At 63.3% G+C, this 25,419-nt stretch carries 24 protein-coding genes; 7 read left to right on the top strand and 17 right to left on the bottom strand.

Annotated elements, in window-relative coordinates; translation table 11 throughout:
• Positions 1-5 precede the first annotated feature (5 nt).
• From BA190_RS04980 to dnaQ, 3 genes are all read left to right on the top strand, one after another.
• A complete protein-coding gene (locus BA190_RS04980) occupies positions 6-839 on the top strand; it encodes a shikimate dehydrogenase (RefSeq protein WP_068283485.1) in 834 nt (277 codons plus the stop codon).
• 106 nt (positions 840-945) lie between these two features.
• Complete coding sequence (gene coaE / locus BA190_RS04985) at positions 946-1,536, top strand: dephospho-CoA kinase (protein ID WP_068283490.1); 591 nt, start codon at positions 946-948, stop codon at positions 1,534-1,536.
• A gap of 135 nt (positions 1,537-1,671) precedes the next feature.
• A complete protein-coding gene (gene dnaQ / locus BA190_RS04990; RefSeq protein ID WP_068283493.1) occupies positions 1,672-2,361 on the top strand; it encodes a DNA polymerase III subunit epsilon in 690 nt (229 codons plus the stop codon).
• Between the two features lie 32 nt (positions 2,362-2,393).
• Here dnaQ and BA190_RS04995 read toward each other — a convergent pair whose 3' ends face one another.
• From BA190_RS04995 to BA190_RS05025, 7 genes are all read right to left on the bottom strand, one after another.
• A complete protein-coding gene (locus tag BA190_RS04995) occupies positions 2,394-3,320 on the bottom strand; it encodes a DMT family transporter (RefSeq protein ID WP_068283496.1) in 927 nt (308 codons plus the stop codon).
• Positions 3,321-3,441: 121 nt separating this feature from the next.
• Positions 3,442-4,458: a hypothetical protein gene (locus BA190_RS05000; protein ID WP_068283499.1), complete on the bottom strand. Its 1,017-nt coding sequence runs from the start codon at positions 4,456-4,458 to the stop codon at positions 3,442-3,444.
• Between the two features lie 165 nt (positions 4,459-4,623).
• Positions 4,624-5,106: a protein-export chaperone SecB gene (gene secB, locus BA190_RS05005; protein WP_068283502.1), complete on the bottom strand. Its 483-nt coding sequence runs from the start codon at positions 5,104-5,106 to the stop codon at positions 4,624-4,626.
• Between the two features lie 289 nt (positions 5,107-5,395).
• Positions 5,396-6,298, bottom strand: a complete 903-nt coding sequence (locus tag BA190_RS05010; protein ID WP_068283504.1) for a ribokinase — start codon at positions 6,296-6,298, stop codon at positions 5,396-5,398.
• 179 nt (positions 6,299-6,477) lie between these two features.
• Complete coding sequence (locus BA190_RS05015) at positions 6,478-7,122, bottom strand: 2-dehydro-3-deoxy-6-phosphogalactonate aldolase (RefSeq protein ID WP_068283507.1); 645 nt, start codon at positions 7,120-7,122, stop codon at positions 6,478-6,480.
• A gap of 36 nt (positions 7,123-7,158) precedes the next feature.
• The gene (locus BA190_RS05020) at positions 7,159-8,031 is read right to left on the bottom strand and encodes a 2-dehydro-3-deoxygalactonokinase (protein ID WP_082979460.1); all 873 of its coding nucleotides are present in this window, start codon (positions 8,029-8,031) and stop codon (positions 7,159-7,161) included.
• Between the two features lie 142 nt (positions 8,032-8,173).
• Positions 8,174-8,935, bottom strand: a complete 762-nt coding sequence (locus BA190_RS05025) for an SDR family NAD(P)-dependent oxidoreductase (protein ID WP_068283513.1) — start codon at positions 8,933-8,935, stop codon at positions 8,174-8,176.
• Between the two features lie 246 nt (positions 8,936-9,181).
• Here BA190_RS05025 and accD point away from each other — a divergent pair, with 246 nt between their 5' ends.
• Together accD and BA190_RS05035 are read left to right on the top strand one after the other, a co-directional pair.
• Positions 9,182-10,060, top strand: a complete 879-nt coding sequence (gene accD / locus BA190_RS05030; protein ID WP_068283517.1) for an acetyl-CoA carboxylase, carboxyltransferase subunit beta — start codon at positions 9,182-9,184, stop codon at positions 10,058-10,060.
• Between the two features lie 238 nt (positions 10,061-10,298).
• Positions 10,299-11,624, top strand: a complete 1,326-nt coding sequence (locus tag BA190_RS05035) for a folylpolyglutamate synthase/dihydrofolate synthase family protein (RefSeq protein WP_068283520.1) — start codon at positions 10,299-10,301, stop codon at positions 11,622-11,624.
• A 9-nt stretch (positions 11,625-11,633) separates the two neighbouring features.
• Here the strand turns inward: BA190_RS05035 and BA190_RS05040 are convergent, their stop codons facing one another.
• The 3 genes from BA190_RS05040 to BA190_RS05050 form a co-directional block, all read right to left on the bottom strand.
• Positions 11,634-12,683 (bottom strand): serine hydrolase, encoded by a 1,050-nt coding sequence (locus BA190_RS05040; protein ID WP_202908424.1) that lies wholly within the window; start codon positions 12,681-12,683, stop codon positions 11,634-11,636.
• 39 nt (positions 12,684-12,722) lie between these two features.
• On the bottom strand, positions 12,723-13,574 hold the full coding sequence (locus BA190_RS05045) for an NlpC/P60 family protein (protein WP_068283522.1): 852 nt from the start codon (positions 13,572-13,574) through the stop codon (positions 12,723-12,725).
• A gap of 81 nt (positions 13,575-13,655) precedes the next feature.
• A complete protein-coding gene (locus BA190_RS05050; RefSeq protein WP_068283524.1) occupies positions 13,656-14,006 on the bottom strand; it encodes a MarR family transcriptional regulator in 351 nt (116 codons plus the stop codon).
• Between the two features lie 497 nt (positions 14,007-14,503).
• Here BA190_RS05050 and BA190_RS05055 point away from each other — a divergent pair, with 497 nt between their 5' ends.
• Complete coding sequence (locus BA190_RS05055) at positions 14,504-15,310, top strand: ABC transporter permease (protein WP_156771362.1); 807 nt, start codon at positions 14,504-14,506, stop codon at positions 15,308-15,310.
• A gap of 84 nt (positions 15,311-15,394) precedes the next feature.
• Complete coding sequence (locus BA190_RS05060; protein ID WP_082979462.1) at positions 15,395-16,444, top strand: DUF563 domain-containing protein; 1,050 nt, start codon at positions 15,395-15,397, stop codon at positions 16,442-16,444.
• A gap of 131 nt (positions 16,445-16,575) precedes the next feature.
• On the opposite strand, the gene BA190_RS35700 is transcribed toward BA190_RS05060, so the two are convergent.
• From BA190_RS35700 to BA190_RS05090, 7 genes are all read right to left on the bottom strand, one after another.
• The gene (locus tag BA190_RS35700) at positions 16,576-17,307 is read right to left on the bottom strand and encodes a class I SAM-dependent methyltransferase (RefSeq protein ID WP_162275046.1); all 732 of its coding nucleotides are present in this window, start codon (positions 17,305-17,307) and stop codon (positions 16,576-16,578) included.
• A gap of 126 nt (positions 17,308-17,433) precedes the next feature.
• Positions 17,434-18,870, bottom strand: a complete 1,437-nt coding sequence (locus BA190_RS05065; protein WP_068283530.1) for an amidase — start codon at positions 18,868-18,870, stop codon at positions 17,434-17,436.
• Between the two features lie 103 nt (positions 18,871-18,973).
• The gene (locus BA190_RS05070; RefSeq protein WP_068283533.1) at positions 18,974-20,365 is read right to left on the bottom strand and encodes a M17 family metallopeptidase; all 1,392 of its coding nucleotides are present in this window, start codon (positions 20,363-20,365) and stop codon (positions 18,974-18,976) included.
• A gap of 10 nt (positions 20,366-20,375) precedes the next feature.
• Entirely contained in the window at positions 20,376-21,185 is an 810-nt protein-coding gene (locus BA190_RS05075) for a YdcF family protein (RefSeq protein WP_068283536.1), read from the bottom strand.
• A gap of 132 nt (positions 21,186-21,317) precedes the next feature.
• A complete protein-coding gene (locus BA190_RS05080) occupies positions 21,318-22,643 on the bottom strand; it encodes an NAD(P)H-dependent oxidoreductase (RefSeq protein WP_068283538.1) in 1,326 nt (441 codons plus the stop codon).
• Between the two features lie 114 nt (positions 22,644-22,757).
• Positions 22,758-23,999: an FAD-binding oxidoreductase gene (locus BA190_RS05085; protein WP_068283542.1), complete on the bottom strand. Its 1,242-nt coding sequence runs from the start codon at positions 23,997-23,999 to the stop codon at positions 22,758-22,760.
• Positions 24,000-24,065: 66 nt separating this feature from the next.
• On the bottom strand, positions 24,066-25,154 hold the full coding sequence (locus BA190_RS05090) for an ABC transporter ATP-binding protein (RefSeq protein ID WP_068283544.1): 1,089 nt from the start codon (positions 25,152-25,154) through the stop codon (positions 24,066-24,068).
• Positions 25,155-25,419 lie beyond the last annotated feature (265 nt).

A 25,419-nucleotide genomic window follows, 5' to 3' on the forward strand; every position in this document is an offset into this window, starting at 1 on the left:
CTGCCATGAAACGTGCCTTCGTCGTCGGCTATCCCATCTCCCATTCACGTTCGCCGCTGATCCACGGGTTCTGGCTGAAGGAACTCGGCATTCAGGGCAGCTATGAGCGCATCGCCGTGGAGCCCACGGCCTTCGAGACCTTTGTCGCGACCCTGGTCGAGCAGGGTTTTGCCGGCGGGAACGTAACCGTACCGCACAAGGAAGCAGCGTTCCGCCTTGCCAGCGTGGACGATCCTGTCGCGCGCGATCTCGAAGCGGTCAACACGCTCTGGTACGAAGATGGCGTGCTGAAAGGGATGAATACCGATGTCGCCGGCTTCCTTGCCAATCTCGACCAGGAGGCTCCGGGCTGGAGCGACGGGATGAAGCAGGCCGTCGTGCTGGGGGCTGGCGGCGCTTCTCGGGCCATTCTCTACGGGCTCCTGCAGCGTGGCGCCGAGCAGATCCTGCTGGTCAACCGCACACTGGAACGGGCCGAAGCACTTGCCCGCCATTTCGGCTCGAAGGTCACGGCTTTGGCCTGGGACCAGGCCGAGACCGCCCTTGCAGGGGCCGATCTCCTGGTCAATACCACCTCACTCGGCATGAAAGGCCAGCCGCCGCTCGATCTCGATCTCTCGCGCCTGCCGAAATCGGCACTGGTCACCGACATCGTCTATGTACCGCTGGAGACGCCGCTGCTCGCAGCGGCCCGGCAGGCCCGGCTTGCCACGGTGGACGGGCTCGGCATGCTCCTGCACCAGGCCGTTCCCGGTTTCGAGCGCTGGTTCGGCGCCAGGCCCGAGGTGACGCCGCAATTGCGGGCGCTGGTGCTGGCGGACATCGAGGCGAAAGCGTAGGATTTCCGGGGTTAGGATTTCCCGGCTTGGGATTTCCTGGCGATCCCTGCTGGCGTCCCAGTGTGATCACGATGCGGATGGGGGCGCGTGCCCCCTGGAGGCGATGATGACCTTCATCCTTGGCCTGACCGGCTCGATCGGCATGGGCAAGTCGGCGACGGCAGCGATGTTCCGGGCGCGGGGCGTGCCGGTGCATGACGCCGATGCCACGGTTCATCGTCTCTATGCCGGGCCAGCCGTGGAGGCGGTGGAGGCGGCCTTTCCGGGGGTGTCGGTGGACGGGGTGATCGACCGCGCCAAGCTCGGCCGACAGGTATTCGGCAATGCCGAGGCGATGCGCACCCTCGAGACGATCGTACATCCGCTCGTCCATGCCGCAGAACAGGATTTCCTGGCCGCTGCCCGGGCCAGAGGCGCGAATCTCGCCGTGCTCGACATTCCCCTGCTCTATGAGACGGGCGGCGAGCGGCGCTGCCGGGCCGTGGCGGTGGTCTCGGCGCCCGCCCGCATCCAACGCGAGCGCGTGATGGCGCGTCCGGGCATGGACGAGGAACGCTTCGCCGTGATCCTGGCCCGGCAGGTGCCGGATGTGGAAAAGCGTCGCCGCGCCCATTTCATCATCGATTCAAGCAAGGGTCTCGACTTTGCCCAGAGTCAGGTGGATGCCATAATCGCGGCCCTGTCCTCCACCGCTTGAGTCGGTGATGTGAAAAATGGTCATCTGCAGCGTCGCTTCGCTTGCCAAGACGAAAGTCTTGGCTACGCTCTCTCCTCCCATTTGACTATTTTTGACCTCATCAAATTCCACACCATAGCTGACGACGGACCCTAAATGCGCGAGATCATCCTCGATACCGAAACCACCGGCCTCGATCCCAATGAAGGGCATCGGCTGGTCGAGATCGGCTGCGTCGAGATGATCGATCGCAATCCAACCGGCGCGACCTGGCACAAATATTTCAATCCCGAACGCGACATGCCGGTGGAAGCCTTCAACGTGCATGGGCTCTCCGCCGAATTCCTCTCCGACAAGCCGCTTTTCGCCGAACTTGCCCAGGAATTCGTCGATTTCGTTGGTGACGCCCATCTCGTCATCCACAATGCCGGCTTCGACATGCGATTCCTCAATGCGGAGCTGAAGCGGGTCAACCTGGCGGTCCTGGCGATGGACCGGGTGGTCGATACCCTGGCCATGGCGCGGCGCAAGCATCCCGGCGCGCGTGCCTCGCTCGACGAACTCTGCCAGCGCTACGGCATCGACAATTCCAAGCGCGTCAAGCACGGCGCCTTGCTCGACGCCGAGATCCTGGCCGAAGTCTATATCGAGCTGACCGGCGGACGCCAGACAGCGCTCAGCCTTGCTTCGGCGTCCGCCGCCATCGTCGCTCGCGCGGGCGGCGGCGCGGTCAGGCCCCGGCCAAAGGCGTTGCCCTCGCGCATCCGGCCCGAGGAACTGGCCGCCCATGAAGCCTTTATCGCCGGCCTGGGCGAGAACGCCCTGTGGAAGAAATATGCGGGGTGACGGGACTTCGGTCGGGAGACCGGCCTTTTGTCTCAGGCCGCCCGCAAGCGCCTGAACAGACGACCGTCGATCGCCATCAAAGCCAGGCCGATCAGGGCCATTCCGACGAAATGCTGCGGTTGGAGCCTTTCTCCAAGCACGAGCGCGCCGAGCAGGATGGCACTGATCGGGATGAGAAAGGTCACCAGGGCCAGATTGGTGGCGCCTGCCGTGGTCAGGATGCGGAAATAGAGGACATAGGCGAGTGCCGTCGACAGGGCAGCCAGGCCGAGCATCGCCGTCCAGACCGGCAGGCCCGGCATGGCCAGTGTCCAGGGCCGGTCGACCAGAAGGGCTACGGGCGCCAGCATCAGGGCAGAAGCGGTGACCTGTCCGGTGGCGGTAACCATTGGCGGTACGCCGAGTATCTTGAAGCGGCGGCCAAAAATGGCAGCGAGGGCATAGGAGAGGGCAGCGCCGAGCACGGCCAGCTGTGCCGCGACTTGTGAACCCAGGCCGGCGAGCACCTCCGGGCCGACCATCAGCGCCACCCCGGCAAGCCCGACGAATACACCGACAAGACGATGGCCGGTCATCCGCTCTTCTCTCGTCAGCAGATGGGCGGCGATCACAGTCCATAGCGGTGTCGTGGCGTTGAGGATGGCGGCAAGGCCTGAGGCGATCTCGGTCTGGCCCCAGACGATGAGGCAGAAGGGCGTGACGTTGTTGAGAAGGCCCATGCCGAAAAAAGCGGCCCAAAGGCGGGGCTCACGCGGCAGGGAATGGCCGTGGAACGGCAAGACCGTCAGCAGGATGAGCGCTGCCAGGCCGACGCGCAGCAGGACGATGGTGAACGGCGGCAGGGCCTTCACTGCGATGCCCGTGAAGAAGAAGGACCCGCCCCAGAGCAGCGAGAGGGCGAGCAGCAGGCCCCATTCGGCGAGGCCCATGGAGCGATTGGGTGTGACTGGTATCGTCATGGGACATGTCCGCAGAGCGAGTTTTCCCGAGATCTGCGGCACTGGTCGGGCCGATGCCACCCGCTTCCTGCGATCCCGGAAAAGATGCGTTTCGACCTGTCTCTATTTCCTGAGGTTCATATCAGCCGTCTATGGCGAACAAAGCGTAGCCCGACCCCTCGCGGCCACTGCGGCGCACCGCAAGCCGGCGACCATCGGCTGACCAGGCCGCTTCCGAGGCGAGCCTCGGGACGACCGCATTGACGAGGCGCTGGCCGGTCCCGATGTCCCAGACCTGCAGGATACCATCCGCCCCGACCGGGTGCAGGATCACGGATAGTCTGCGCCCATCCGGTGACAGCAGCAGCCAGCTGGTCGAAATCTGTTGCTTGGCAATGCCGAGATCGTGGCTCGATCTGTGGCCGTCGGCCTGTATGATTTCGATCACGCCCTTGTCGGCGCGGACCACCGCCGTGGTGCCGTCGGGCGTATTCACCGGCATGTCGCCGGAGCCGAATGCCCTGTTCCAATTCACCTGGCCCCGATCGATCTTTTCCCCCGCGATCGTCCATGCACCGGTGAAAAGTCGAAACCGCTGATTGTCCGGGTCGAACTGGCCGAAGCCGGACCGGCTTGCGGGGATGTCGTCCATCGGCTTTTCCCAGCCGGCTTCGCTGCCCGCCAGGGGCATGAGCTTGAGGGTCGCCGCCACCTGTTCAGTGGCGGCAGGGGCAGCTGCCTTGCCCTGCTGCGGTACGGCCATCGCGGCATGGCGGCCGTTCCAGGCGAGCAGAATGGCACCGTTGAGGCGGCCTTCCTCGAAACCGCCGAGCGGTGTGCGGTTGAGAACCGTGCCCGACTCGGCCGATACTTCAAGCAATGTATAGCGTTGGGGAATGGCGCCGGTAGCGGTGGCCGGCTGGGTTTCGGTCATTGCCAGGGCCAGGCGATCGCTATCGCCCTCGAAGACCATCGCCGGATTGTTGAGGCTTTTGCCGTCGAACAGAGCCGGAAACTCATGGGCGGCGATGCAGCCGCTGCGGCGGAGCCAGACATCGATGAGGCCGCAGCTGCGCAGTTGCTGGCCGATAGCGTAAATGCTGCCGCCAACGAGCATCGCCGCGGCAAGGCATCCGACGATCAGTCGCCGCGTTCCCAACCCAATTCCTCCTGTGTCCGGTCCTGCCTTTGTCGAGAGGTACCGGATGATCGAAATTCGATCATAGCGCCGCCTTGGGAATGGCGCTTGTTTCACAAGATACCAGGCGGCGCCTCGGGTGTGCGCCGCCGGCCCTGTTCAGGAGAGTTTCGCAGTCCGCGACGATCAGGCCTGGCCGACGGTCGGCTGGCTCTGGGCGAGGCGGTTGCGATAGAGCGCCACGAAATCGATCGGATCGATCATCAGGGGCGGGAAACCGCCATTGCGCGTGCAGTCGGCGATGATCTGGCGCGCGAAGGGGAAGAGCAGGCGCGGGCCTTCGATCATCACCATGGCGTGGATGTTGTCTTCGGGAATGCCCGCGAGGCGGATCACCGCGCCATAGAGCAGCTCGAACTTGAACAGGGTGTTGGCGCCTTCGCCGGCGCCGCCTTCGATCGAAAGCTCGACTTCATAGTCGGGGCCGCCGAGCGGCTTGCCATTGACGTTGACGGTGAGCTGGATCTGCGGCGAGTTCTGCAAATTGCCGAGCGAACGCGGTGCGTTGGGGTTCTCGAAGGAGAGATCCTTGATGTATTGCGCCAGCACGTTGAGGGAGGGCTGGACTTCCTGCGCCTCTTCGGGGCCGTTCTGCTGTTCGTTCGCCATTTCGAGTTCCTTAGTGGGTGTGCAGCCCTTGGGCCGAAGGAAAAAGCGCTCCGGAGCGTCTTGTGGTCCGGCAAGGCCGCCGAACCTGGCAACGACGCGTCAGAACAAAGGGCTAGGGCAAGGCGCGTTCCAGCTTGGAGACACCATACTCTAGGAATCACAATCCAGCGGCAGTCCGTTCGTGACAGGCCGCTGAGCCAGCGCGCGGGTACCACGCCAGGGCCGTGGCGACAAGGGGAGCTTGAACTTCCGCCCGACAGGGACTCGCCGCGCTTTGCCAATTTTCAGGCTATGACTGGCGCAGGGCGTCGTCGATCTCGGCCTTGGTCGGGATGGAGGACTGGGCGCCAGGCCGCGTGCAGGCCAGCGAACCGCTGGCGGCGCCGCGAGCCAGGGCAGCGTCGAAACCGAGGCCCTGGTCGAGGGCGGCGGCATAGGCGCCGGTGAAACTGTCGCCGGCGGCGGTGGTGTCGACCGGCGTCACCTTGAGGGCCGGCGCCGTGTGGCGTGCGCCCTTGCTCCAGCCGACCACGCCTTCGGCGCCCAGCGTGACGATGCCTGCGCAGCCGAAGCGCTCGCTGATCACGCGGGCGGCTTCGACAGGGTCGGTCGCCTCGATGCCGGCAGCCTTGGCGACCACCAGGGCCTCGTGCTCGTTGACGACGAGATCGTCGACCAGCCGGAGAACATCTTCAGGGAGCGGGCCGGCCGGTGCCACGTTGAAGACGACGCGGGCGCCGCGCGACTTGGCATGCTTGATCGCAGCGAAATTTTCGGAATCGCGGATCTCGCGCTGCAGCAGCACGATGTCGCCCTTGGCGAGATCGAACGTCTCGAGCTGCTCGGCGCGCGTGGCCTGGTTGGCGCCGGACGCGACGACGATGGCGTTCTCGGCCTTCTCGTCCACCGTGATCAGGGCGACGCAGGTCGGCTTGTCGACCGGCAGCACCGGCGCAACGTCGACGCCGGCTTCCCGCATCACCGAAAGGGCGAGATCGGCGAAGCCGTCATTGCCGCGCGAGCCGATGATGGCGGTCTTCGAGCCGGCGCGTGCCGCCGACACCGCCTGGTTGGCACCCTTGCCGCCAGGCACCATGAAATAACCTTCGCACAGCACGGTTTCGCCGGGGTGGGGGATATGGCTGACATTGGTGACCAGGTCCACGCCAAGCGAACCGAACACGACGATCATAGGGCGGTTTCCTCGATTGTTTTGGAAAGCATAACGGGAAAGGCGAGGCGCGCAACTCGGCCTCTCCAGAGCAAAGCGCGTTTATGGCTGAACGCTTGTTTGCTCAAACTCTTTGGCTCGACGCGCCTTTGCGATTCTAGGTGGCATCGTCAAATCGCAAAAACGCTATTGGGAAAGGTTCAGGCCGTGCGCTCGCCGTTGAGCGCCCGGATGGCGGCCGTGAGGGCAACTGCGCGCTCGCCGACTTCGGCGGCGCTGCGCCCGGCGGCGTAGAGGTCCGAACCCACGCCGAAGCCGTCGACGCCGACGGCGAGATAGGGCGGAATGGTCTGGGGCGAGACGCCGCCGACCACCAGGACCTTGGTGCTGCGCGGCAGCACGGCGCGCATGGCCTTGACGGCGGCGGGCGAGGCCATCTCGGCCGGGAACAGCTTCAACGCATCGGCTCCCGCATCCAGTGCGGCGAAGGCCTCCGTCGGTGTGAAGAAGCCAGGAAGGGACAGCAGGCCGCGCGCCTTGCTGGCCCGGATCACCTCGACATCGGTGTTGGGCGAGACGATCACCGTGCCGCCCGCTTCGGCGACGCCGGCGACATCCTTGACGGTGAGCACGGTACCGGCGCCCACTAAAGCGCGTCCGGCGAGGCCGCGGGCGAGCAGGCCGATGGAACGAAGAGGATCGGGCGAGTTGAGCGGCACTTCCAGGATACGGATGCCGGCCGCGACGATCGCCTCGGCGATGGCTTCGACCTCGTCCGGCTTGACCCCGCGCAGGATGGCGACCAGCGGCATCTCGGCCAGGGCGGAGGCGAGGGTGAGGCTCATGGTTGTGTCCTTGTTGTCGGTTCGAAGGGCTTGAGGTCAGCGAGCCGCGGCCAGGGTGGAAAGACCGTCGAGGAAGGCGCGTTCGGGCGCGATGATCTCAATCGCACTGCCGCGGGCCCGCAGCGCCGAAACATAGCGTTTGGCCAGCACGCCATCAGCGACCAGCGTGACGAGGTGGTCGGCGCCATAGCGCTTGAAGGCACCCTCGATCTCCGCATTGATCAGCAGGCCGGAGAGATAGGGGCCGACCTTCTCGCCGCTCATCTCGCCGGCCAGCACACGGGTGCGGGCCTGGAACAGGCGGTTCAGCAGGCCGCGCTCGTCGGTGGCCGCTTCCAGGCCGTCATCGAAGCCGGTGAGATCCTCCGGTTCGGCGGCGAGGCGGGCAAGCAGGCTGTGCTGGCGATAAAGGGCGTAAGTCTCGCCCGTCATGAAGGTGGCAAAACCGGTGATGATGCCATCCTCCACCCGTGCCCATTTGGAATGGGTACCGGGCAGGCAGACCAGGCCGTTGCTGACATCGGTGCCGAAGATCAGGGTTTCCTCGCCGCGCATGACGTCGGGACCGGTTTCATCGTGTACGATCACACCGGGAACGATCGAAATTCGCTCGTCGATGCGCAGCAGCGCCTCGGCGAGGCTCTTGGGCGAAGCGGGACAGGTCGCATAGGCGGCCTCCGCCCAGCCATTGCGGGCGCCGACCATGCCGGCCATCAGCACCGGAGCATCGGGGCTGGCCTTCATCCAGGCGCCGCAATGGCGCTCCAGCACGGCCGCGAAACCACCGGCCGGGACTGTCGACATGCCGTCCTCGGCCGAGATCCGGTCAAGCACCTTGCCGGCACTATCGAGGCGATAGGCCCGGAAACGGCTGGTGCCCCAGTCCACGGCAATGAGTTCGGAAGTCATGCTGATCCAATCCGGTTGGTGTTGGGTTCGACGCGCCTACATGCGCGCCCGTCCGCCGCCGCGCAAGCGCCATGGCGAGCATCGAGCCTTTATCGGTGCCGAGGATCGAGGCGCTCGATCCTCGCTGAATACGAAGGCTGGCTCAATACCAGCCACCATCCACGATGATTTGCTGGTTGGTCATGCCCGAGGATTGCTCCGAGGCAAGGAAAAGCACGGCCTTGGCGATATCGTCGGGTACGAGCTTGCGCTTGAGCACCTGGTTGCGTGCGATCGCTTCCTCGCCCGCCTTGTCGACCCAGAGCGCGAGCTGGCGCTCCGTCATGATCCAGCCGGGAATGACGCAATTGACGCGGATATTGTCCTTGCCGAATTCACGGGCCAGCACGCGGGTCAGGCCGTAGGCCGCCGATTTGGCGGTGGCATAGGCGCTCAGATCCTCCGAGCCCATCAGCCAGGAGCCGGAGCCGAGATTGACGACGGAGCCGCCGCCGGCAGCGATCATGTCGGGGATCGCAGCTTGGGCGGCGAAGAAGGCGTGCTTGAGGTTGACGGCGATACGGTCGTCGAAATAGTCGGGCGTCACCTCGAAGAATTTGTGACGCTGGTCATGGGCGGCATTGTTGACCAGCACGGTGACCGGCCCGAGCGTGGCGCTGATGTCGGCGATGGCGTCCTTCAAAGCCTCGATGTCGGTGATATCCGCCTTCTTGAACAGGACGGTGGCGCCACTTTGGTTGAGTTCGTCCGCCAGGGCCTGGGACGGCTTTTCGGCGATGTCGATGAAACCGACCTTGGCGCCCTGGTCGGCGAATAGCCTGACGGTGGCGGCGCCGATACCCTGTCCGCCGCCGGTGATGACGACGGTGCGGCCTTTCAGATCTGGATAAATGGCGTTCGCCATCCCTGGGACTCCCTGATGTTTCTCGGTCTGAACATGGATTCGTCCTACATATTGCGCGGTTCGCATGCGCCGTCCAGCGTGTGTCGAGAGGGATGGCTCGACTTGACGCCCGAAACCCGCGAGACGGATGGCGGTCATGCGCCTGAGACGCTGACAAAGCCGTTCGGAACGGCTAAGTAGGGCAACAATGATCGACATGCAGACCCGACCCGCCTTGGGCGGGCACCGTGCTTTTAAAGGTATCCCATGAACTGGATCGCCAACGTCGTTCCGCCGCGCATCAAGGACTTCTTCTCGCGCCGCGACACGCCCGAGAATCTCTGGATCAAGGATCCGGAGACCGGGCAGATGGTCTTTCACAAGGACCTGGAGCAGAACAACTACGTCATTCCAGCCTCGAATTATCACATGCGCATGACGGCGACGCAGCGCCTCAAGCTGATGTTCGACGATGGCAAATGGGAAGACATCGCGCTTCCCGAGGTCGTACCGGACCCGCTCAAGTTCAAGGACGAGAAGCGCTATGTCGACCGCCTGAAGGATGCCCGCACCAAGACCGCCATGACGGATGCGGTCAAGCTCGGTGCCGGCACGGTCGACGGCGTGTCGGCGGTGATCGCCGTGCAGGATTTCGACTTCATGGGCGGCTCGCTCGGCATGGCGGCCGGCGAGGCGGTGGTCAAGGGCCTGCTCACGGCGGCTGATCGTGGTGTGCCCTTCGTGGTGTTCGCGTGCGGCGGCGGGATGCGCATGCAGGAAGGCATCCTGTCCCTGATGCAGATGGCACGTACCACGGTGGCGATCCAGCGGTTCCGTGAAACCAGGAAGCCCTATATCGTGGTGCTGACCAACCCGACCACCGGCGGTATCACCGCGTCCTATGCGATGCTTGGCGACGTGCAACTGGCCGAACCGGGAGCCCTGATCGGCTTTGCCGGTCCGCGCGTCATCGAACAGACCATCCGCGAAAAACTGCCCGAGGGCTTCCAGCGCTCCGAATATCTCCAGGAGCACGGCATGGTCGACATGGTCGTGCATCGCAACGAGATGAAGGCCACGGTGGCGCGCATCTGCCGCCTGCTGACCAAGACCCCGCCCAAGGAGATCCCGGCGGAAGCCGCCTGAGACAAAGGGCTGTAATCCGCCGCTGCCACGTCGGCAGCGCCCATTTCGATCGTCGCGGCGTGGAGGCTCATTCGAGACGGTTCGGGCAAGCCATCTCTCCGCGGGACGAATTCATCAGGCTGCCTACCCAAAGGGCGGCTCCGGAACGGGCTGGAGCGCAAATGCCAAAGCCGACGCGGCTTGGATGTGCCCCGTTCAACCCTGTAGTTCATTCCTCGATTCTTCGGTTCTCACACCCATGACGCAGTCCGACGCCTATCTCTCCCGCTTCATGGCGCTGCATCCGAAAAAGATCGACCTCTCGCTCGACCGGATCGAGAGGCTGCTGGCCAAGCTCGGCCATCCCGAGCGGCAGGTGCCGCCTGTGATCCATGTCGCCGGCACCAACGGCAAGGGCTCGACCATCGCCTTCCTGCGCGCGGCGCTGGAAGCCGCCGGCTATGGCGTGCACGTCTATACCTCGCCCCATCTCGTACATTTCCACGAGCGCATCCGGCTGGCCGGTCCCAAGGGGAGCGCTGGCGCCCTGGTGAGCGAGGACAAGCTGATCGAGGCCTTCGAGGCCTGCGAGCAAGCCAATGACGGCGCGCCGATCACCTTCTTCGAGATCACCACCGCCGCCGCCTTCAAGCTTTTTGCCGAGAATCCGGCCGACGTCCTCCTGCTGGAGGTGGGGCTCGGCGGGCGCATGGACACCACCAACGTCATCGACAAGCCGCTCCTCAGCGTGATCACCTCGATCTCGCATGACCATGCCGATTTCCTAGGCAACGACATCGAGGGCATCGCCCGCGAAAAGGCCGGCATCCTCAAGCGCGGCGCGCCCGCCGTGATCTATCCGCAGATCGACGCTGTCAGGGCCGTGATCGAAAGCGTGGCGGCCAAGGTCGGCGCTCCGCTGGTGATCGGTGGGCAGGATTTCGACGTGCATGAGGAGAATGGCCGCCTGGTCTATCAGGACGAGAGCGGCCTGCTCGACCTGCCTTTGCCGCGCCTCGCCGGGCGGCACCAGCACCGCAATGCCGGCCTTGCCATCGCCACGCTGCGCAACCAGACCCTGTTCATCGTCGAGGATGCCCATTTCGAGAAGGCGATGCAGGCGGTGGAATGGCCCGCCCGCCTGCAGCGCATCGCCCAGGGTGCCATCCCCGCCCTGCTGCCGCCAGGCTCCGAGATCTGGCTCGACGGCAGCCATAATGTCGATGGCGGCCGCGTGCTGGCCGAGGCTCTCGCCGAGCTGGAGGAACGCAATCCCCGGCCGCTGGTGCTGGTGACGGGCATGCTGACCACCAAGGATTCCGACGGTTTTCTGCACAATTTCGCCGGTCTTGCCCGTGAGGTGCATACCGTGCCGATCGAGCACAGCGCGGCCGCCCGCGCCCCTGACGCCGTGGCCGAAGCGGCGCGCCACGCGGGGCTCGCTGCCCGCGCTCATGGCAGCCTTCAGGCCGCGCTGGAGGCGATCGCCAGCGAAGCCTTTCCGGTCGCACCTCGCGTTGTGCTCACCGGCTCGCTCTATCTGGCCGGCGAGATCCTCGCCTTCAACGGCACGGCGCCGAAATAGGACCGGCTTTCAGCTTTTTTCCGCATTGGCGAGGATGATCTCGCGCCAGAGGCGCGTCGGAGTCACCCAGGCGTCGGGCGCATTGTATTTGCCCGAATAGATCACGGCGGCGATACCGGCATCCGGCATCAGCCAGAGGCGCTGGCCGCCATTGCCGAAGCCGGCGACCCAGGGATGCTCGCCGCCGGGCAGGGCTGTCGTCGCATCTGCGCCGATGAACCACAGCCGGCCATAGGCCAGCCCGTCGCCGGTCGGTATCGCCGGCTTGAAGGAGGCCTCGATCCAGGCCGGGGACACGATCCTGTCACCCTTCCAGAAGCCATCGGCGAGCATGAGTTCGCCGATTCGCAGCAGGTCGGCAGCGCGCAGGCGCAGGCCCGAAGCCGCCGACGCGACGCCGTCGTCACCGGCGATCCATTCGAATCTGTCGATGCCGAGCGGCTCGAACAGCGTTTCCCTGGCGAATTCAGGCAGGGTCTTGCCGGTGCCGCGCCGAATCAGCTCGCCAACCAGGGCGACGCTGCCGCCCGAATAGATCCAGCGCGTGCCGGGCTGCGCAACGACGGGCCGGTCGAGGACGAAGCGATAGCGATCCGGCGCCATCTCCATGGCGATCTCGCTGTTGAGCGGATCGGTATAGGGCCGCCCTTCGTCCCATTCGAGCCCGAGCGTCATGGTAAGGGCATGCTCGATCCGCAGCCCCTGCCGGTCGGGTGCGGCGATGAGGTCGGAATAGTCCGGAAAATGCGGCAGCAGCGGCGCGTCCGGCGGCGGCACGAGCTGGCGATCGAGGGCGATGCCGTAGAGCAGGCCGACGATGCTCTTGGTGACCGAGCGCAGGTCGTGCAGCGTCTCCGGCCCGAAGCCGACCTCGCCGAGCGGCCTGCCCCAGCTCTCGTCCACGCCGGCCTGGTAATGTTCGAGAACGATGTGTCCGCCATGGCTGGCGAGCACGACATGCAGGTCACGCAGGAGGCCGGAGGCGATGCCGGCGGCAAGCTTGTCCTGCATGGTCAGCCTGCCGCCCATGGTTCTTACCGGCGCGTCCGTCGAGGTCATGATGACTGGTTCCCTGTACCGCGAAACATCCGCCCTGATTCAATCCGGCCTGACGATACTGCGCAACGGGCTGCCCGCCGCGGCGATGCGTGCAATGCCGTCGGCTAGACCTTCGACCATCACGGTCATGGTGTGGCCGGTGGCGTGGATCATCGTCTTTTCGTCGCGGACCATGGCGACGTGGCCCTTCCAGAACAGGAGGTCGCCGCGCCGCAATTGCGCGAGCGGTCCGGCGGGATCGAGCCGCTCGCCCGGCAGTTGGCCTTCCTGCATGTCGCTGTCGCGCGGGCAGGCCAGGCCGCAGGCATGGCGTGCCGTCTGGACGAGGGCCGAACAATCGAGGCCGAGGCTCGACTTGCCGCCCCACAGATAGGGTACACCGAGGAAATGTTCGGCGACCGCGACCGGGTCATCCTGTTTGAAATCGGCGGGCCTGGCATGGGCGGCGAAGACGAAGCCCCAATCCTCGAGGCGAAGGAACGGCCCCTCGCTGGCGACCACAGAAAGGGCGGAACCATGGCTCAGCGCCAGTATCGCCGGCGCCTTGATCGACGGCACGGGGTAGATGAAGCTGCGCAGCACGCCGATGCGATGGGTGGCCGGGCGCGGCGCCGCCAGCGCATTGGCGGACAGCCAGCCCACATAGCCGTCCCGGCCGGCCTGGCCCCAGGCCCAGCCTTCCATCTCGTCATAGACGGTGAAGCTCTCGCCGAAGAGGAGCTCGGTATCGATGGAGGCCGAGAAATCCGGATCGGGCCGCAGCGGCACCGCCGTTTCGATCACACGGTGCTCGCGGCCCTCGACATAGCGCGGCGCCGTGACGGTGCCGCGCAGCGAGGCGGCGGCAAGGTCCGGCCGGGCCGGGGTAATGCGACGATCATGGGCAGCCAATGCAACAGGTCCTTCAAACGGGTCTTGTCTTCAATGGAGCAGCCTGTACCGTCCCGCAAGATCTTCGCACTCCCAGGGTCGTCAGCGCGGAAGGTCCTTGCCAAGGGCGACCAGGATGTCGCCGAGCTTCTCGACATAGAGCGCGCCATCCACCGTGCGCTGGATGATGACATTGCGCCGATCGAACTCGTCGCGCCGCCTCGCGGTGAGCTTGAGCTTGGCCAGGCTGTCGAGCGCGCGGGTGATCACCGGCTTGGTGACATCAAGCTTGCTGGCGAGGCCGCGCACCGTATGGGGCGGGGCTTCCAGATAGACGGTGAGTAGGATGGCGAGCTGCCGGCTCGACAGATCAGGCTGGGCATCGCGCACCAGCGTCAGCATGACGTCATGCCAGAGCCGCAACGCTTGCGCCGGCCGCATCTCCACCGCCATCGCCGTCTGTGCCTCCCTGTTGCCGGCATTCGAGCGACCAGGATAGGGGTGAAATCACGCAGATTGGGTTAATTTGAGGAATGTCAGACGAGTGCCTTAGAAAGGCAAGAAGCTATACCGACTAGCATCATATCAAGAAAAAGATCTAACCTAAACCGGAGGCGACGGTACATATTTCGAAATTCAGCCAGTTATTTCATATTAATTTAAATAATTAAAAAATTTGCGGTAGGATAATATACAAAGTACGAAGATATATGTGTAAATTTCTAAAAATATACCTTCTTGATTCCAGATAATAATCTAAAAGTCATGCTAAATACAAACTTTCCAGGGTGGAAATCAATTCATAGTTTGGTTACGAGGAGCGCGCGTGATATAGCTGGCCCAGCAAAAGAATGTTGCTGTTTGGGTTGCGGCTACAGGGAGCCAGGGTGAATTCCCGCACGGTTTCAACCTCAAGACAGACCAACTGGCGGACTCAGGATGTATTCGGTGTGAGTACCATTCAGTACCAGGCACCCAGCTTGTTTGTTGCCATGAGAAGGCAACGACATGTGTTTGCTGCCTTGATCCTGCGTACCATGAGAACTCGTTTTTTCGGTCATGGTCTAGGCTATATCTTTGCGGTTGGATGGCCAGTTTCGCATATCCTGATATTGATCGCTATAATGTCAATCAGCCATCGGGCCGCACCTTTTGGTGACAGTGTTGTTCTATTTATCGCAACAGGATCAATACCATTTATGGTATTTTCTTATCTTGCTCGCTTTATGATGGTTGATCTTATTGCAAACAAACCGTTGCTGGCTCTTCCTGAGGTGAAGTTGGTAGATGTCCTAATCGCGGTAGCGGTGTTGGAAATGTTATCGGCCTTTACCGTGACCATTATCATGATCATTCTAGGCTGGGCCTTCGATATTCCCATTGTACCATATGATATAGCAGAGGCCTTTTTTGCTCTCTGCGCGGCGGTCATCCTAGGATTGGGGATGGGCGTTCTCAACAGTGTCATCATGATGATGAACCAAATGTGGATGACGGGGTACACACTGTTCAATATTGCAATGTGGGCAGCATCCGGTGTCGCTTTCGTGCCGAGTTCTGTACCGGACCCGTACCGCACCTGGCTTTCCTACAATCCGGCGCTTCAGGTGGTCGAATGGATGCGATCCGCCTACTACCGTGGCTATGGTGAGGACTTGCTTGATCGAAGTTATGCGATTGAATTTGGTATTGTAACCCTTGGGCTGGGACTTATCCTGGAGCGCCTCACTCGGGGCTACATTCTTTCGACGCGCTGATGTGAGTCGATCATAAATAGGTCGCTGCAATTTGAAATTGGTCTTGGATGCAAGACTTTCCCCGACGATTCTAAATGCGAAGACATGGGTAGCCTGTTGTCAAACTCAATATTGAAGCCATGTGACGGGTTCTGGAATGACCCTCGCTGGAACACAACCGAAGCAAAAGTGGGCGATCCGGCAATTGCCCATGTGGCCGAGGCCATCTTCACACCGATGGTCGCCTTCGGTAAATGGGGCGTGTTCGATCTGCAGGGCGCGATCATTCGCGATGCAACAGACTACAAGGGACCTCAAAGCGAGGATTTGGTCCAAATTCCGCAAATGCCTTGTGCTCTGGGCGACGTCATTGACCGGGGCACATCCAATGTGATTTTCGGTGGACGTATCAATCTCTATTACGGGCATTTCTTGTTTGAGACACTGCCTCGCCTATGGTCGATCGCGCGACATGGCCTGGCGGGCAGGAAAATACTCGTCCAAGCACAATGGCCGATGGATCAATGGTTCGATCGCCATTTCGTGCAGGTGTTTTTGTCCGCGCTTGGCATAGAACGATCTGACATCATTCAGTGTACTCAACCTGAAATATATCACGACGTCGAAATCCCTCTGCCTTGTCTCCGGCAGAATGCTTGGGTTCATTCACAAGCGACGCGTGACCTATTTGTTAAAATAGGCTCCCGTATCCTTGAAGGAATTCCAGAACGACCTGTCGAAAATCCGGTGTATATTTCTAAAACAAAGTTACCGCATAAAATTAGTGGCATCATCAATGAGATAGAGATAGAAAATATATTGAGGGCTGCAGGAGTTGACATTGTATATCCTGAAAGCATGTCGCTTAAGGATCAGTTGGTGCTGTTTAGAGATAGAAAGACAATTTTGGGAACCGTTGGGTCTGCTTTTCACTCTGCCGGGTTTGCCCAAAGTCGGGCCCGCCAGGTTATGGTAGCGCATGGCGCACGGGTTAATCCGAACTATGGTCTGCTGGATATAGCGTTCAACAGCAGAACAGAATATTACTATACAGACCTCATAGTCGAAGCTGGCAAAACGTCAGACACCGGCTATGCGTTGCATTGTAAAGATACGCGAGCTGTAGCTGAATCGCTTTTGAGGCTCGTTGCATAATTGCGATGCCTCGCGAGTTTCCGGCTCGGACGGTGCATGGCAGGGAAGGAACCAGAGGGAAGGGTTACTTACCTTTGATTCCCAAATAAGAGATTTAGTTCCAGATCTTCATTGACATTGACATTCAGAAATCAAAGCCAAAAGAATCGCCTCATTTCCTCAGCCGTTCGCAGCTTTGAGGTCGGCAGTATTTCGCATTCTTCAATAAATCTCTCGTATCCATACAATTCCAGATCTATCTTTGACCATTTACGCCAAATATTCCAATAGTTTTCTTCGAGAACTTTTGTCTGAGGATCAAGGTTGGTACACAAGACGAGCCCGGTGGGCGGGGCATCAAAAACATAAATATCAAGATCTGGTCTATATTCTTTAAGTATAGCTAATACTTTCCATACGTCTCCTGTCCAAAAAGAGCCATTGTGAGCTCGGGTAAGCATTGACGTGTTGGTGGGAATGCAATCGTGAATACAAATAATCGAATTCTTTTTACAATATTTTTCCGTATTATAGAAATCTCTCAATAATGTTTCGGCTTCGTGTAAGCCGTCCAAAAATGCTAAATCAATTTCAGTATTTAGCAGTGCCACGGGATCGTATTCTTTAAAGAAATCATCGCTTTTCATCTGGAAATACATCGTGACGGGACGTTTGCCTGCAGGCTCTGTTGGCCCACCAAAATAGGGATCGACGGCAAGCGATTTGCACTTAGCAAGGTTTAGAGAGTGGCCTTTGTTCGTTCCAATCTCAAAATATGATTTTGGATCCAAATAGCTATGTAGCCAACTCATGACCTCGAAATATATATTCCCACCTAGCGAAGTAATATTTTTATTTTCAGGGGTATTTGAAGAGTCGGCCATCAATTCTACCTCTAGGTGCCCTTTTAACCTGTATGCTAGGTCCATTTCATGTTGGACGCAACGTTTTGAACTTATGACGGGCCGCAAACTCGGACGAGGCTGATGCGATCAGGGCAGATTTCTAGATCAGTGAGCGAGCAACGGCATCCGCGGCTCGATCGGCACCAACGCGCTCAGCCCCAGCAGTTCCTCCAGCGTGGCGCCTGCACCCAGTAGCGCTGCCTCGCCGCGTGGGCGGCCGATGAGCTGCACGCCGACGGGGCGGCCGTCGGCCGTGAAGCCGGCGGGGAGGGCCAGGGAGGGGCAGGAGGTCATGGTGACGACGCTGGCGATCTTGAGCCAGTCGACATAGTTCTCGAACACCGTGCCCTCCACTTCGCGGACCCAGCGTTGCTCGATGCCGAGCGGCGGGGTGCAGGCAGCCGGGGCGACCAATACGTCATAGCGCGAGAAGAAGGCGGCGATATCGTCATAGAGCTTGCTGCGGCGGAGCATGGCAGCACCGATCGTATCGGCGTCGAGGGCACGGCCTTTCTCGATGTTCCAGATCACGTCGGGCTTGAGTTCGCTGCGGCGCGTCTCGAGCAATTCGCGCATGCCGGCGGCGTAGGACAGGGCGCGCAGCGTCTGGAAGGCTTCCGGCACGCCGGCAAAGTCGGGACAGGCTTCCTCGACGATGCAGCCGGCCTCTTCCAGCCGCTTTGCAGCGGCCTCGACGATGGCCCGGGTCTCGCGATTGACCGGGGTGACGCCGAGGTCGGGCGAGAAGGCCACGCGCTTGGGCGCCTGCCGGCGGCGGGCGCTTTCGCGAAAGCCGATGGCCGGTTCTTCCAGCGACAACGGGTCCTCGATATGCCAGCCGGCCATGGCGTCGAGCATCAGGGCGACATCCTCGACAGTGCGCGCCATCGGGCCGTTGACCGGCAGGGTCTCGAACTTGATGCCGTCGGGGCCGCTGGCGACCCGGCCGGGCGAAGGGCGCAGGCCCACGACCGAGCAGAAGCTGGCGGGCGTGCGCAGCGAGCCGCCGAGATCCGAGCCGGTGGCCAGCCAGACCTGCCCGGTGGCGAGCGCCACGGCTGCCCCGCCCGAGGAGCCGCCGGCATTGAGGCTGGTGTTCCAGGGGTTGAGCGTGTCGCCGAATACGGCATTGAAGGTATTGGCGCCGGCGCCGAATTCGGGCGTGTTGCTCTTGCCGATGGTGATGCCGCCGCGGGCTTCCAAGCGCTCGACCATGATGTCCGAGCGCTCGGGCACGTGATCCCTATAGACCTGCGAGCCATAGGTCGTGCGCACGCCGGCAACGTCGTTGAGGTCCTTCACCGCAAGCGGGAGGCCGCCGAGCCAGCTGGGATCTTCGCTTGGCGCAGTCGCCATCAGGCGACGGGCCTGGTCGCGGGCGCGCTCGGGGCAGAGCGTGACCATGGCATTGACCTTGCCGTCGACAGCCTCGATGCGGGCGAGCGAAGCCTCGACGAGATCAAGCGGGCTGATTTCGCGCCGTCGCAAGCGCTCGACGACCTCGCAGGCGGTGAGACGGATCAGGTCGTCGGCGTTGCTCATGGCGCAAATTCCCGGAGGCTGGACTGGTTTTGTCATGCTCAGGGCCGGCTGGGCCGCCGGCTCTCGATATTTGTCGATCGGCAGGCCTGGATCGGCCGTTGCCTCAGCCGAAACGGGCCTTGAGATAGGCATAGAGCGCGCGGGCGCCCATCACCTCGGCCCCCTCGGGCCGGCCGGGTTTGGCGGAGGGTGTCCAGGCGAAGATGTCGAGATGCACATAGGCCCCGGCCTTCTCGACGAAGCGGTTGAGGAAGAGGGCCGCGGTGATCGAGCCGGCAAAGCCGCCGCCGGGGGCATTGTTGAGATCGGCGACCTTGGAATCGAGCATCGCGTCATAGGGGGGCCAGAGCGGCAGGCGCCAGAGCGGGTCGTTCTCGCCGGCGGCATGGGCGAGGAGATCGGCTGCGACCGCCTCGTTCCGGCAGAACAAAGGCGGCAGGTCAGGGCCGAGGGCGACGCGGGCGGCGCCCGTCAGCGTCGCCATGTCGACGATCAGTTCGGGCGCTTCCTCGTCGGCAAGCGTGAGGGCGTCGGCGAGCACGAGGCGGCCCTCGGCGTCGGTATTGCCGATCTCCACGCTCAGCCCCTTGCGCGAGGCCAGGATATCGCTGGGCCGGAAGGCATCGCCGGAAATCGAATTCTCGACGGCCGGGATCAGCACGCGCAGGCGCAGTTTGAGGCCTGCGGCCATGATCATGCTGGCGCAGGCGAGCACAGAGGCAGCCCCGCCCATGTCCTTCTTCATCAGCAGCATGCTGGCCGATGGCTTGATGTCGAGGCCGCCAGTGTCGAAGATCACCCCCTTGCCGACCAGCGTCACCTTGGGATGGGCGGCGTCGCCCCACGTCAGGTCGATCAGCCTGGGCGCGCGCGAGGAGGCGCGGCCGACGGCATGGATCATCGGGAAATTCTCGGCGAGCAGTTCCTCGCCGACCACGACCCGGAACGAGGCACCATGCTTTTCGGCCAGGGCGCGTGCCGCCTCGGCGAGTTCCGCCGGACCGAGATCATTGGCCGGCGTGTTGACGAGATCGCGCCCGAGCGCCACGGCCTCGGCGACCGACAGGATCTCATCGCGATCGATACCATCGAGTGCGATCAGCCGTACGGCCTTGATATCGTTGCGCTTGTAGCGGCCGAAACGGTAGAGGCTCAACACCCAGCCGAGGGCGGCGAGCCGGTCGTCATGGCTGGCATTGGCGAAGCGATAGGTGCCTGCCGGCAGCACAGTGGCGAGCTTGCCGGGCAGGAAGCCGTCGCGATGGCGGGCCGATTCGCCCTCGAGGCCGAAGATCACCCCTGCGAGGTTGCCGTCAGGCCCCGGCAGAACGAGGTGGCGGCCGGCGCTTGCCTCGAAACCGTTGGCGACGATCCAGTCCCGCTGCACCTGCGGCAGGCGCCCCAGCACCGCGCCGGCGGTCTCCTTGGTGGCGAACCAGATGGGAACGGCCTGGATCGATGCGCTTTCTTGGGCGGCAAGCAGGAACTCGGACATGGTGCGACTTTCAGGGTTCGGGGAAGATCTCGTCGATGCGCCCGCTCAGCCAGTAGGACAGCAGGCCGATCCACTCGCGCACGGCGAGGTTCACCTGGCGCAGCCCGTCACTCATCGCATAGAAGGGCCGCACGCCATCCTGCGGACCCGCCGTGCGATAATTGACGGGATAGGCCATTACATCGAAGCCCGCCTTGCGAAACAAGGCCATCGAGCGCGGCATGTGGTAGCCGGAGGTGACCAGCAGATAGGTCTCGCCGGGCTTGGGCTTGAGAAGATCGTGGGTGAAGATGGCATTCTCATAGGTGTCGCGCGAACGGTTCTCGAACAGCATGCGCTCATCGGGGATGCCGAAGCTGCGGAAAAGCTGGCGCGAGGCGTCCGCCTCGGTGATGTCGCCCCAGATCTGGCCGGCCAGCGAGCCGACGCCGCCGGTGAAGATGATGCGGGCCTCAGGGAACTGGCGCGACTGGCCGGCGACGGCCGTCATCCGCTCGGCCGAATCGGTCAGGGCCGTCTCGTGCCGCGTGGTGGAAATGTGGGTGTCCACCGCGCCGCCCAGCACGATGATGCCGGCGATCCTGGTCTGGGGCGCGATCGCAGCCTGGGGAAAGCGCTCCTCCAGCGGCTGGATCAGCCAATTGCCCAGCGGCGACCAGCCCATCACGGCGAAGGCCAGCAGCGCGAAGCCCATTAGGAAGCGGCCGAAGCGCTGCACGCGGCGGATGAAGCTCAGGAGCAGGCCGACGAGGCCGACCACCAACGCCGCGTTGGAGGGCAGGATCAGGAAGCCCAGGGTCTTGGCGAGATAATAGAACATGAGATGCGATGTCAGGGCGGCAGGCTGGCGACGCTTGGAGCGCGGACATCTTGTCCGCATCTCGGAGCCGGTTTGATTCTAAGATGCGGACATCGCGACATGCCTTCATGTCGCTGAGATGTCCGCGCTCCTTTACGCTGCATCCGCCTTCAGGAAGCGCTGGTCGGCGAGATCGAGCTGGCGGCGCAGGCGCACGATGGTCAGGCTGTCGTCGACGGTGCAATTGTCGTGGCTGAGCAATTCACCCTTGCGGATCGGCTTGGTGACGCGGGCACGCTCGGCCAGGCCCAGCGGCAACAGCCGCTCCCGCCTTGCATCGGCCCAGCGCATCGACCAGCCGCGATAGTCATATTCGCCGATGCGGCCGAGCACGGTGCCGGGCGGTAGGTCGCGCTTGGCCACCGCTGCCGTCTCCGCCACGGGGTGGTCGAGCGGCTGCAGGTCGGCGGTGCCGTAGAGCACGGCACGGGCGGCGGTGAGCGGCGTCTCCAGGCTGGTGAGATGGTAAGGCCGGTGCAGAGTGAAGAACGGGCCCTTGCCGACATGCAGGTCGGTCATGCGCTCGAGCACGCGCGGATGGTTGGGCTCGACCACGCAGAACACGCCTGGCGCCACGCCCTTGCCAATGGTGTAGTCGACGCAGCCGCGCTTGGAGAGCACGCCACCATGGCTCACCGGGATCAGCACCTCGGCAAGTTCTTCCTTGCTGGCGCGCGGTCCATGCAGGCCAGGCTTGTCCGGCTCGAGGCCGGTGGCATTGGCGAGGGCCACCATCTCCACCATGGTCTTGGAGCCGTCGACGAATTCGACCAGCACGCGCGGGTTCATGTCGCGCGCCGTCGCCTCGGCGACATAGTCGTCGGGCACCGCATCGAAATTCAGGGCGTTGTTCTTGCCCTTGCCGGCGGCGACCACCGTCATGCCGAGGGTGCGGGCGAAACAGACCAGTTCGAGCGCGGCGGCGGGTTCGTCCCCCGCGGCACCGGTATAGATCACGCCGGCCTTCTCCGCCTCGGCCTTGAAATGGCGGCCGATGGTGATGTCGGCCTCGACATTGAGCATGACGATGTGCTTGCCGTGCCGGATGGCGGCCTCCGCCACGATGGCCCCGGATTCGGGATGGCCGGTGGCATCGATGATCACCTCGATACGGCCGGCGGCGGCCAGGGCCTCCAGGTCGGTGGTGATGGCGATGCGCCCGGTCTCGATGGCCCGGTCGATCGCCGAGGCATTGGCGACCTCGACGAGCTCGTCCAGCCGGTGCCCGGCGCTCAGGGCGGCCGCGATGGCATTCTGCGGGCGCGAGCGCACCGCGACCGCACCGATGCGAATGCCTTGCATCAGCGCGATCTGCACGATGAGGTCGGTGCCCATCTGGCCGGCCCCGACCAGGCCGACGGTAACGGGGCCCTTGTCGCGGGCACGTTCCATCAGATCGGCAGCAAAAGAGGGGTTCATCGGGCGCTCCGCAATCTCGTCATGCACCGTCTAACCACCAAATCGTGGCGCTGCAAAGGGAAATGGCTGTGTGCTTTCGGTGCAGACGCCTGCGATCCCAGGAAGCGCGCTCTGTCAGCCGAAGCGTTCCGCGCGATAGGCGGAGGGGTCGATGAAGGGCTTTTCGCCGGTGATCATCTCGGCCAGGAGCCGGCCCGTGGCCGGGCCGAGGGTGAAGCCGAGATGCTGGTGGCCGAAAGCCAGCCAGAGGTTGTCATGGCGCGGTGCCTTGCCGATGATCGGGCGGGAATCCGGGAAGATCGGCCGCGAGCCCATCCAGGGCTTGGCCTCAGCGCGCTCGCCGAGCGGGAAGAGCTTGCGGGCGAGCTTTTCCGTGCGATCGACCTGCACGGGAGTCCTCGGGGCATCGCGCCGCGCGAATTCGGCGCCGGTGGTCAGGCGGATGCCACCCGCCATCGGGGTGATGACGAAGCCGCCCTGTTCGTCCAGGACCGGGCGGCTGAGGCCGGCATTGCCCTCGGCGCGATAATGCATGTGATAGCCGCGCTTCACCGCGAGCGGGAAGCGGTAGCCGAGCGGGGAAAGCAGGTCCATCGACCAGGGGCCGAGCGCGACGACGGCCTGGCGCGCCTCGATCGGACCGTCTCCCGTGGTGACGCTCCAGCCGGAGGACCCCGGACGCAGGCTGCGTGCGTCCCCGGTCAGGACCCGCCCGCCGATCGTCTCGAAATGGCCGGCATAGGCCTTGGTGACGCTGCCGGGATCGGAGACGCTATGCGGATCCTGCCAATGCACAGCCGCGGTGAAATCGGGCCGAAGATTGGGTTCGAGCGCCAAGGCTTCATCGCGCGTCAGCGCTTTCACGCGATAGCCGAACTCCGCGGCGAGGGGGAATTCCCGCTTTTCGGCTTCGAACGCCGCCTCGCTGCGATAGACCTTGAGCCAGCCCGTATCACGGAACAGGGCGTCGGCGCCGGCCTTGGCCGCCAAAGCGCGATGCTCGCCCACGGTGGCGCTGAGCAAGGGCTGCATCATCCGGGCGGTGGCCAGAAGCTTGTCGGGGGCGGAGTTGCGCCAATAGGCAAGCAGCCAGGGGGCCAGGGCCGGCAGGGCCGACCAATGATAGTTGGCGCCGGGATAGCGCTTGAGCACGACGTCGGCGAGAGCGGACAGGCTGCGCGGGAAGGCAACGGGAAGCAAGGCGGAGCGCTCGACCACGCCGCTATTGCCGTAGGAGGTTTCCTCGCCCGGGCCGCGTCGGTCGACCAGGGCGACGGAGCGGCCGCGCTGCTGCAGATGTGCGGCGATCGAGGTGCCGACGATGCCGGCGCCGAGTACCACGACGTCGTAACGCATGGAAAACCCCATTGGTGCTGAAAAGAACTTTGGTATCGAATGCGGTTCGGTTGGAGCGGCCTGCCGTCAGCCGAGCCTGCGCCCATTCTCGTCCAGCAGCAAGATGTCCTGGGGCGCGATGTCCACCGCGACGGCCTCGCCGTCATGCCAGACCCTGTCCTCGATGGTGGCATTGGCCTGCAGCCTCAGGCCATCGAGGTCGAGGACATAGGCCGCAGTGCCGCCGAGATAGGAAGCAGCGACGATGGTAGCGCGCAGCTCGCCGGCATTGGCGCCCGGCGGGCCGAGCCGGATGCGCTGGGCACGCACCACGCCCGTCGCCCGAGTGCCGGCGCGGGCGCTCGCCGGCGCGATGGCGACCAGTTGCACGCCATTGTCGAGATGCAGGGCAAGGCGCCCCTCGGATACGCCCATGATCCTGCCCTCGATCAGGTTCGACTGACCGAGGAAGCTGGCGACAAAACGGGTATCGGGAAGCTTGTAGACTTGCTCGGGCGTGCCCTGCTGCTCGACCACGCCCTTGTTCATCACCACGATGTGGTCGGACATCGCCAGGGCTTCTTCCTGGTCGTGGGTAACGAAGATCGAGGTAATGCCGATCTCGCGCTGGATGATCTTGAGCTCGGTGCGCATTTCCTCGCGCAGGTGGGCGTCGAGGGCCGAAAGCGGTTCGTCGAGCAGGAGCACGTCCGGCTCGATCACGATGGCACGGGCGAGTGCGATACGCTGCTGCTGGCCGCCGGAAAGTTCGGAGGGCAGCTTGCGCTCGACGCCGGGCAGGCGGACCATGTCGAGGGCGCGCTTGACCTTGGCGGCGATGGTGGCCTTGTCGGCACCGCGATATTTCAGGCCGAAGGCGATATTGTCGTACACGCTCTTGTGCGGGAACAGGGCGTAGTTCTGGAAGACCAGGCCGATATTGCGCTTGTGAATCGGTACATTGTCGATGCGCTTGCCCGCCACCACGATCTCGCCGGCCGTCGGCTGCACCAGGCCGGCGATCGAGCGCAGGATCGTGGTCTTGCCGCAGCCCGAGGGGCCGAGCAAAGTGACGAAGTCACCCTTGCGAATGGTGAGGTTGACGTCCTTGACGGCAACGAAATCGCCATAGGCCAGATTGACATTGGTGAGTTCCACGGCCGTCGGCTTGGTCATCAGTCACGCTCTCGTTTCGACAGGGGCGATACGGATGCTCTTCCCCTGGTCCATTCAGATGGGTTTGATCTTTCCGTTCCATGGTCGGCCGATCCACACACGGGTAGTCCAATAATAAAGCGCGGGAATCCTTCCCCGACTTCGGGGAAGGTGCCGGTGCGCAGCACTGGCGGAAGGGGGAGCGTAGCAGGAGCGATCCGAAAAAAGCTCGATCGTACCACTCTACCCCACCCGAGCCGGCCTTCGCCGGCCCACCCTCCCCGAA

The sequence above is a fragment of the Labrys sp. WJW genome, from assembly GCF_001676615.1.
Lineage (GTDB): Bacteria > Pseudomonadota > Alphaproteobacteria > Rhizobiales > Labraceae > Labrys > Labrys sedimenti.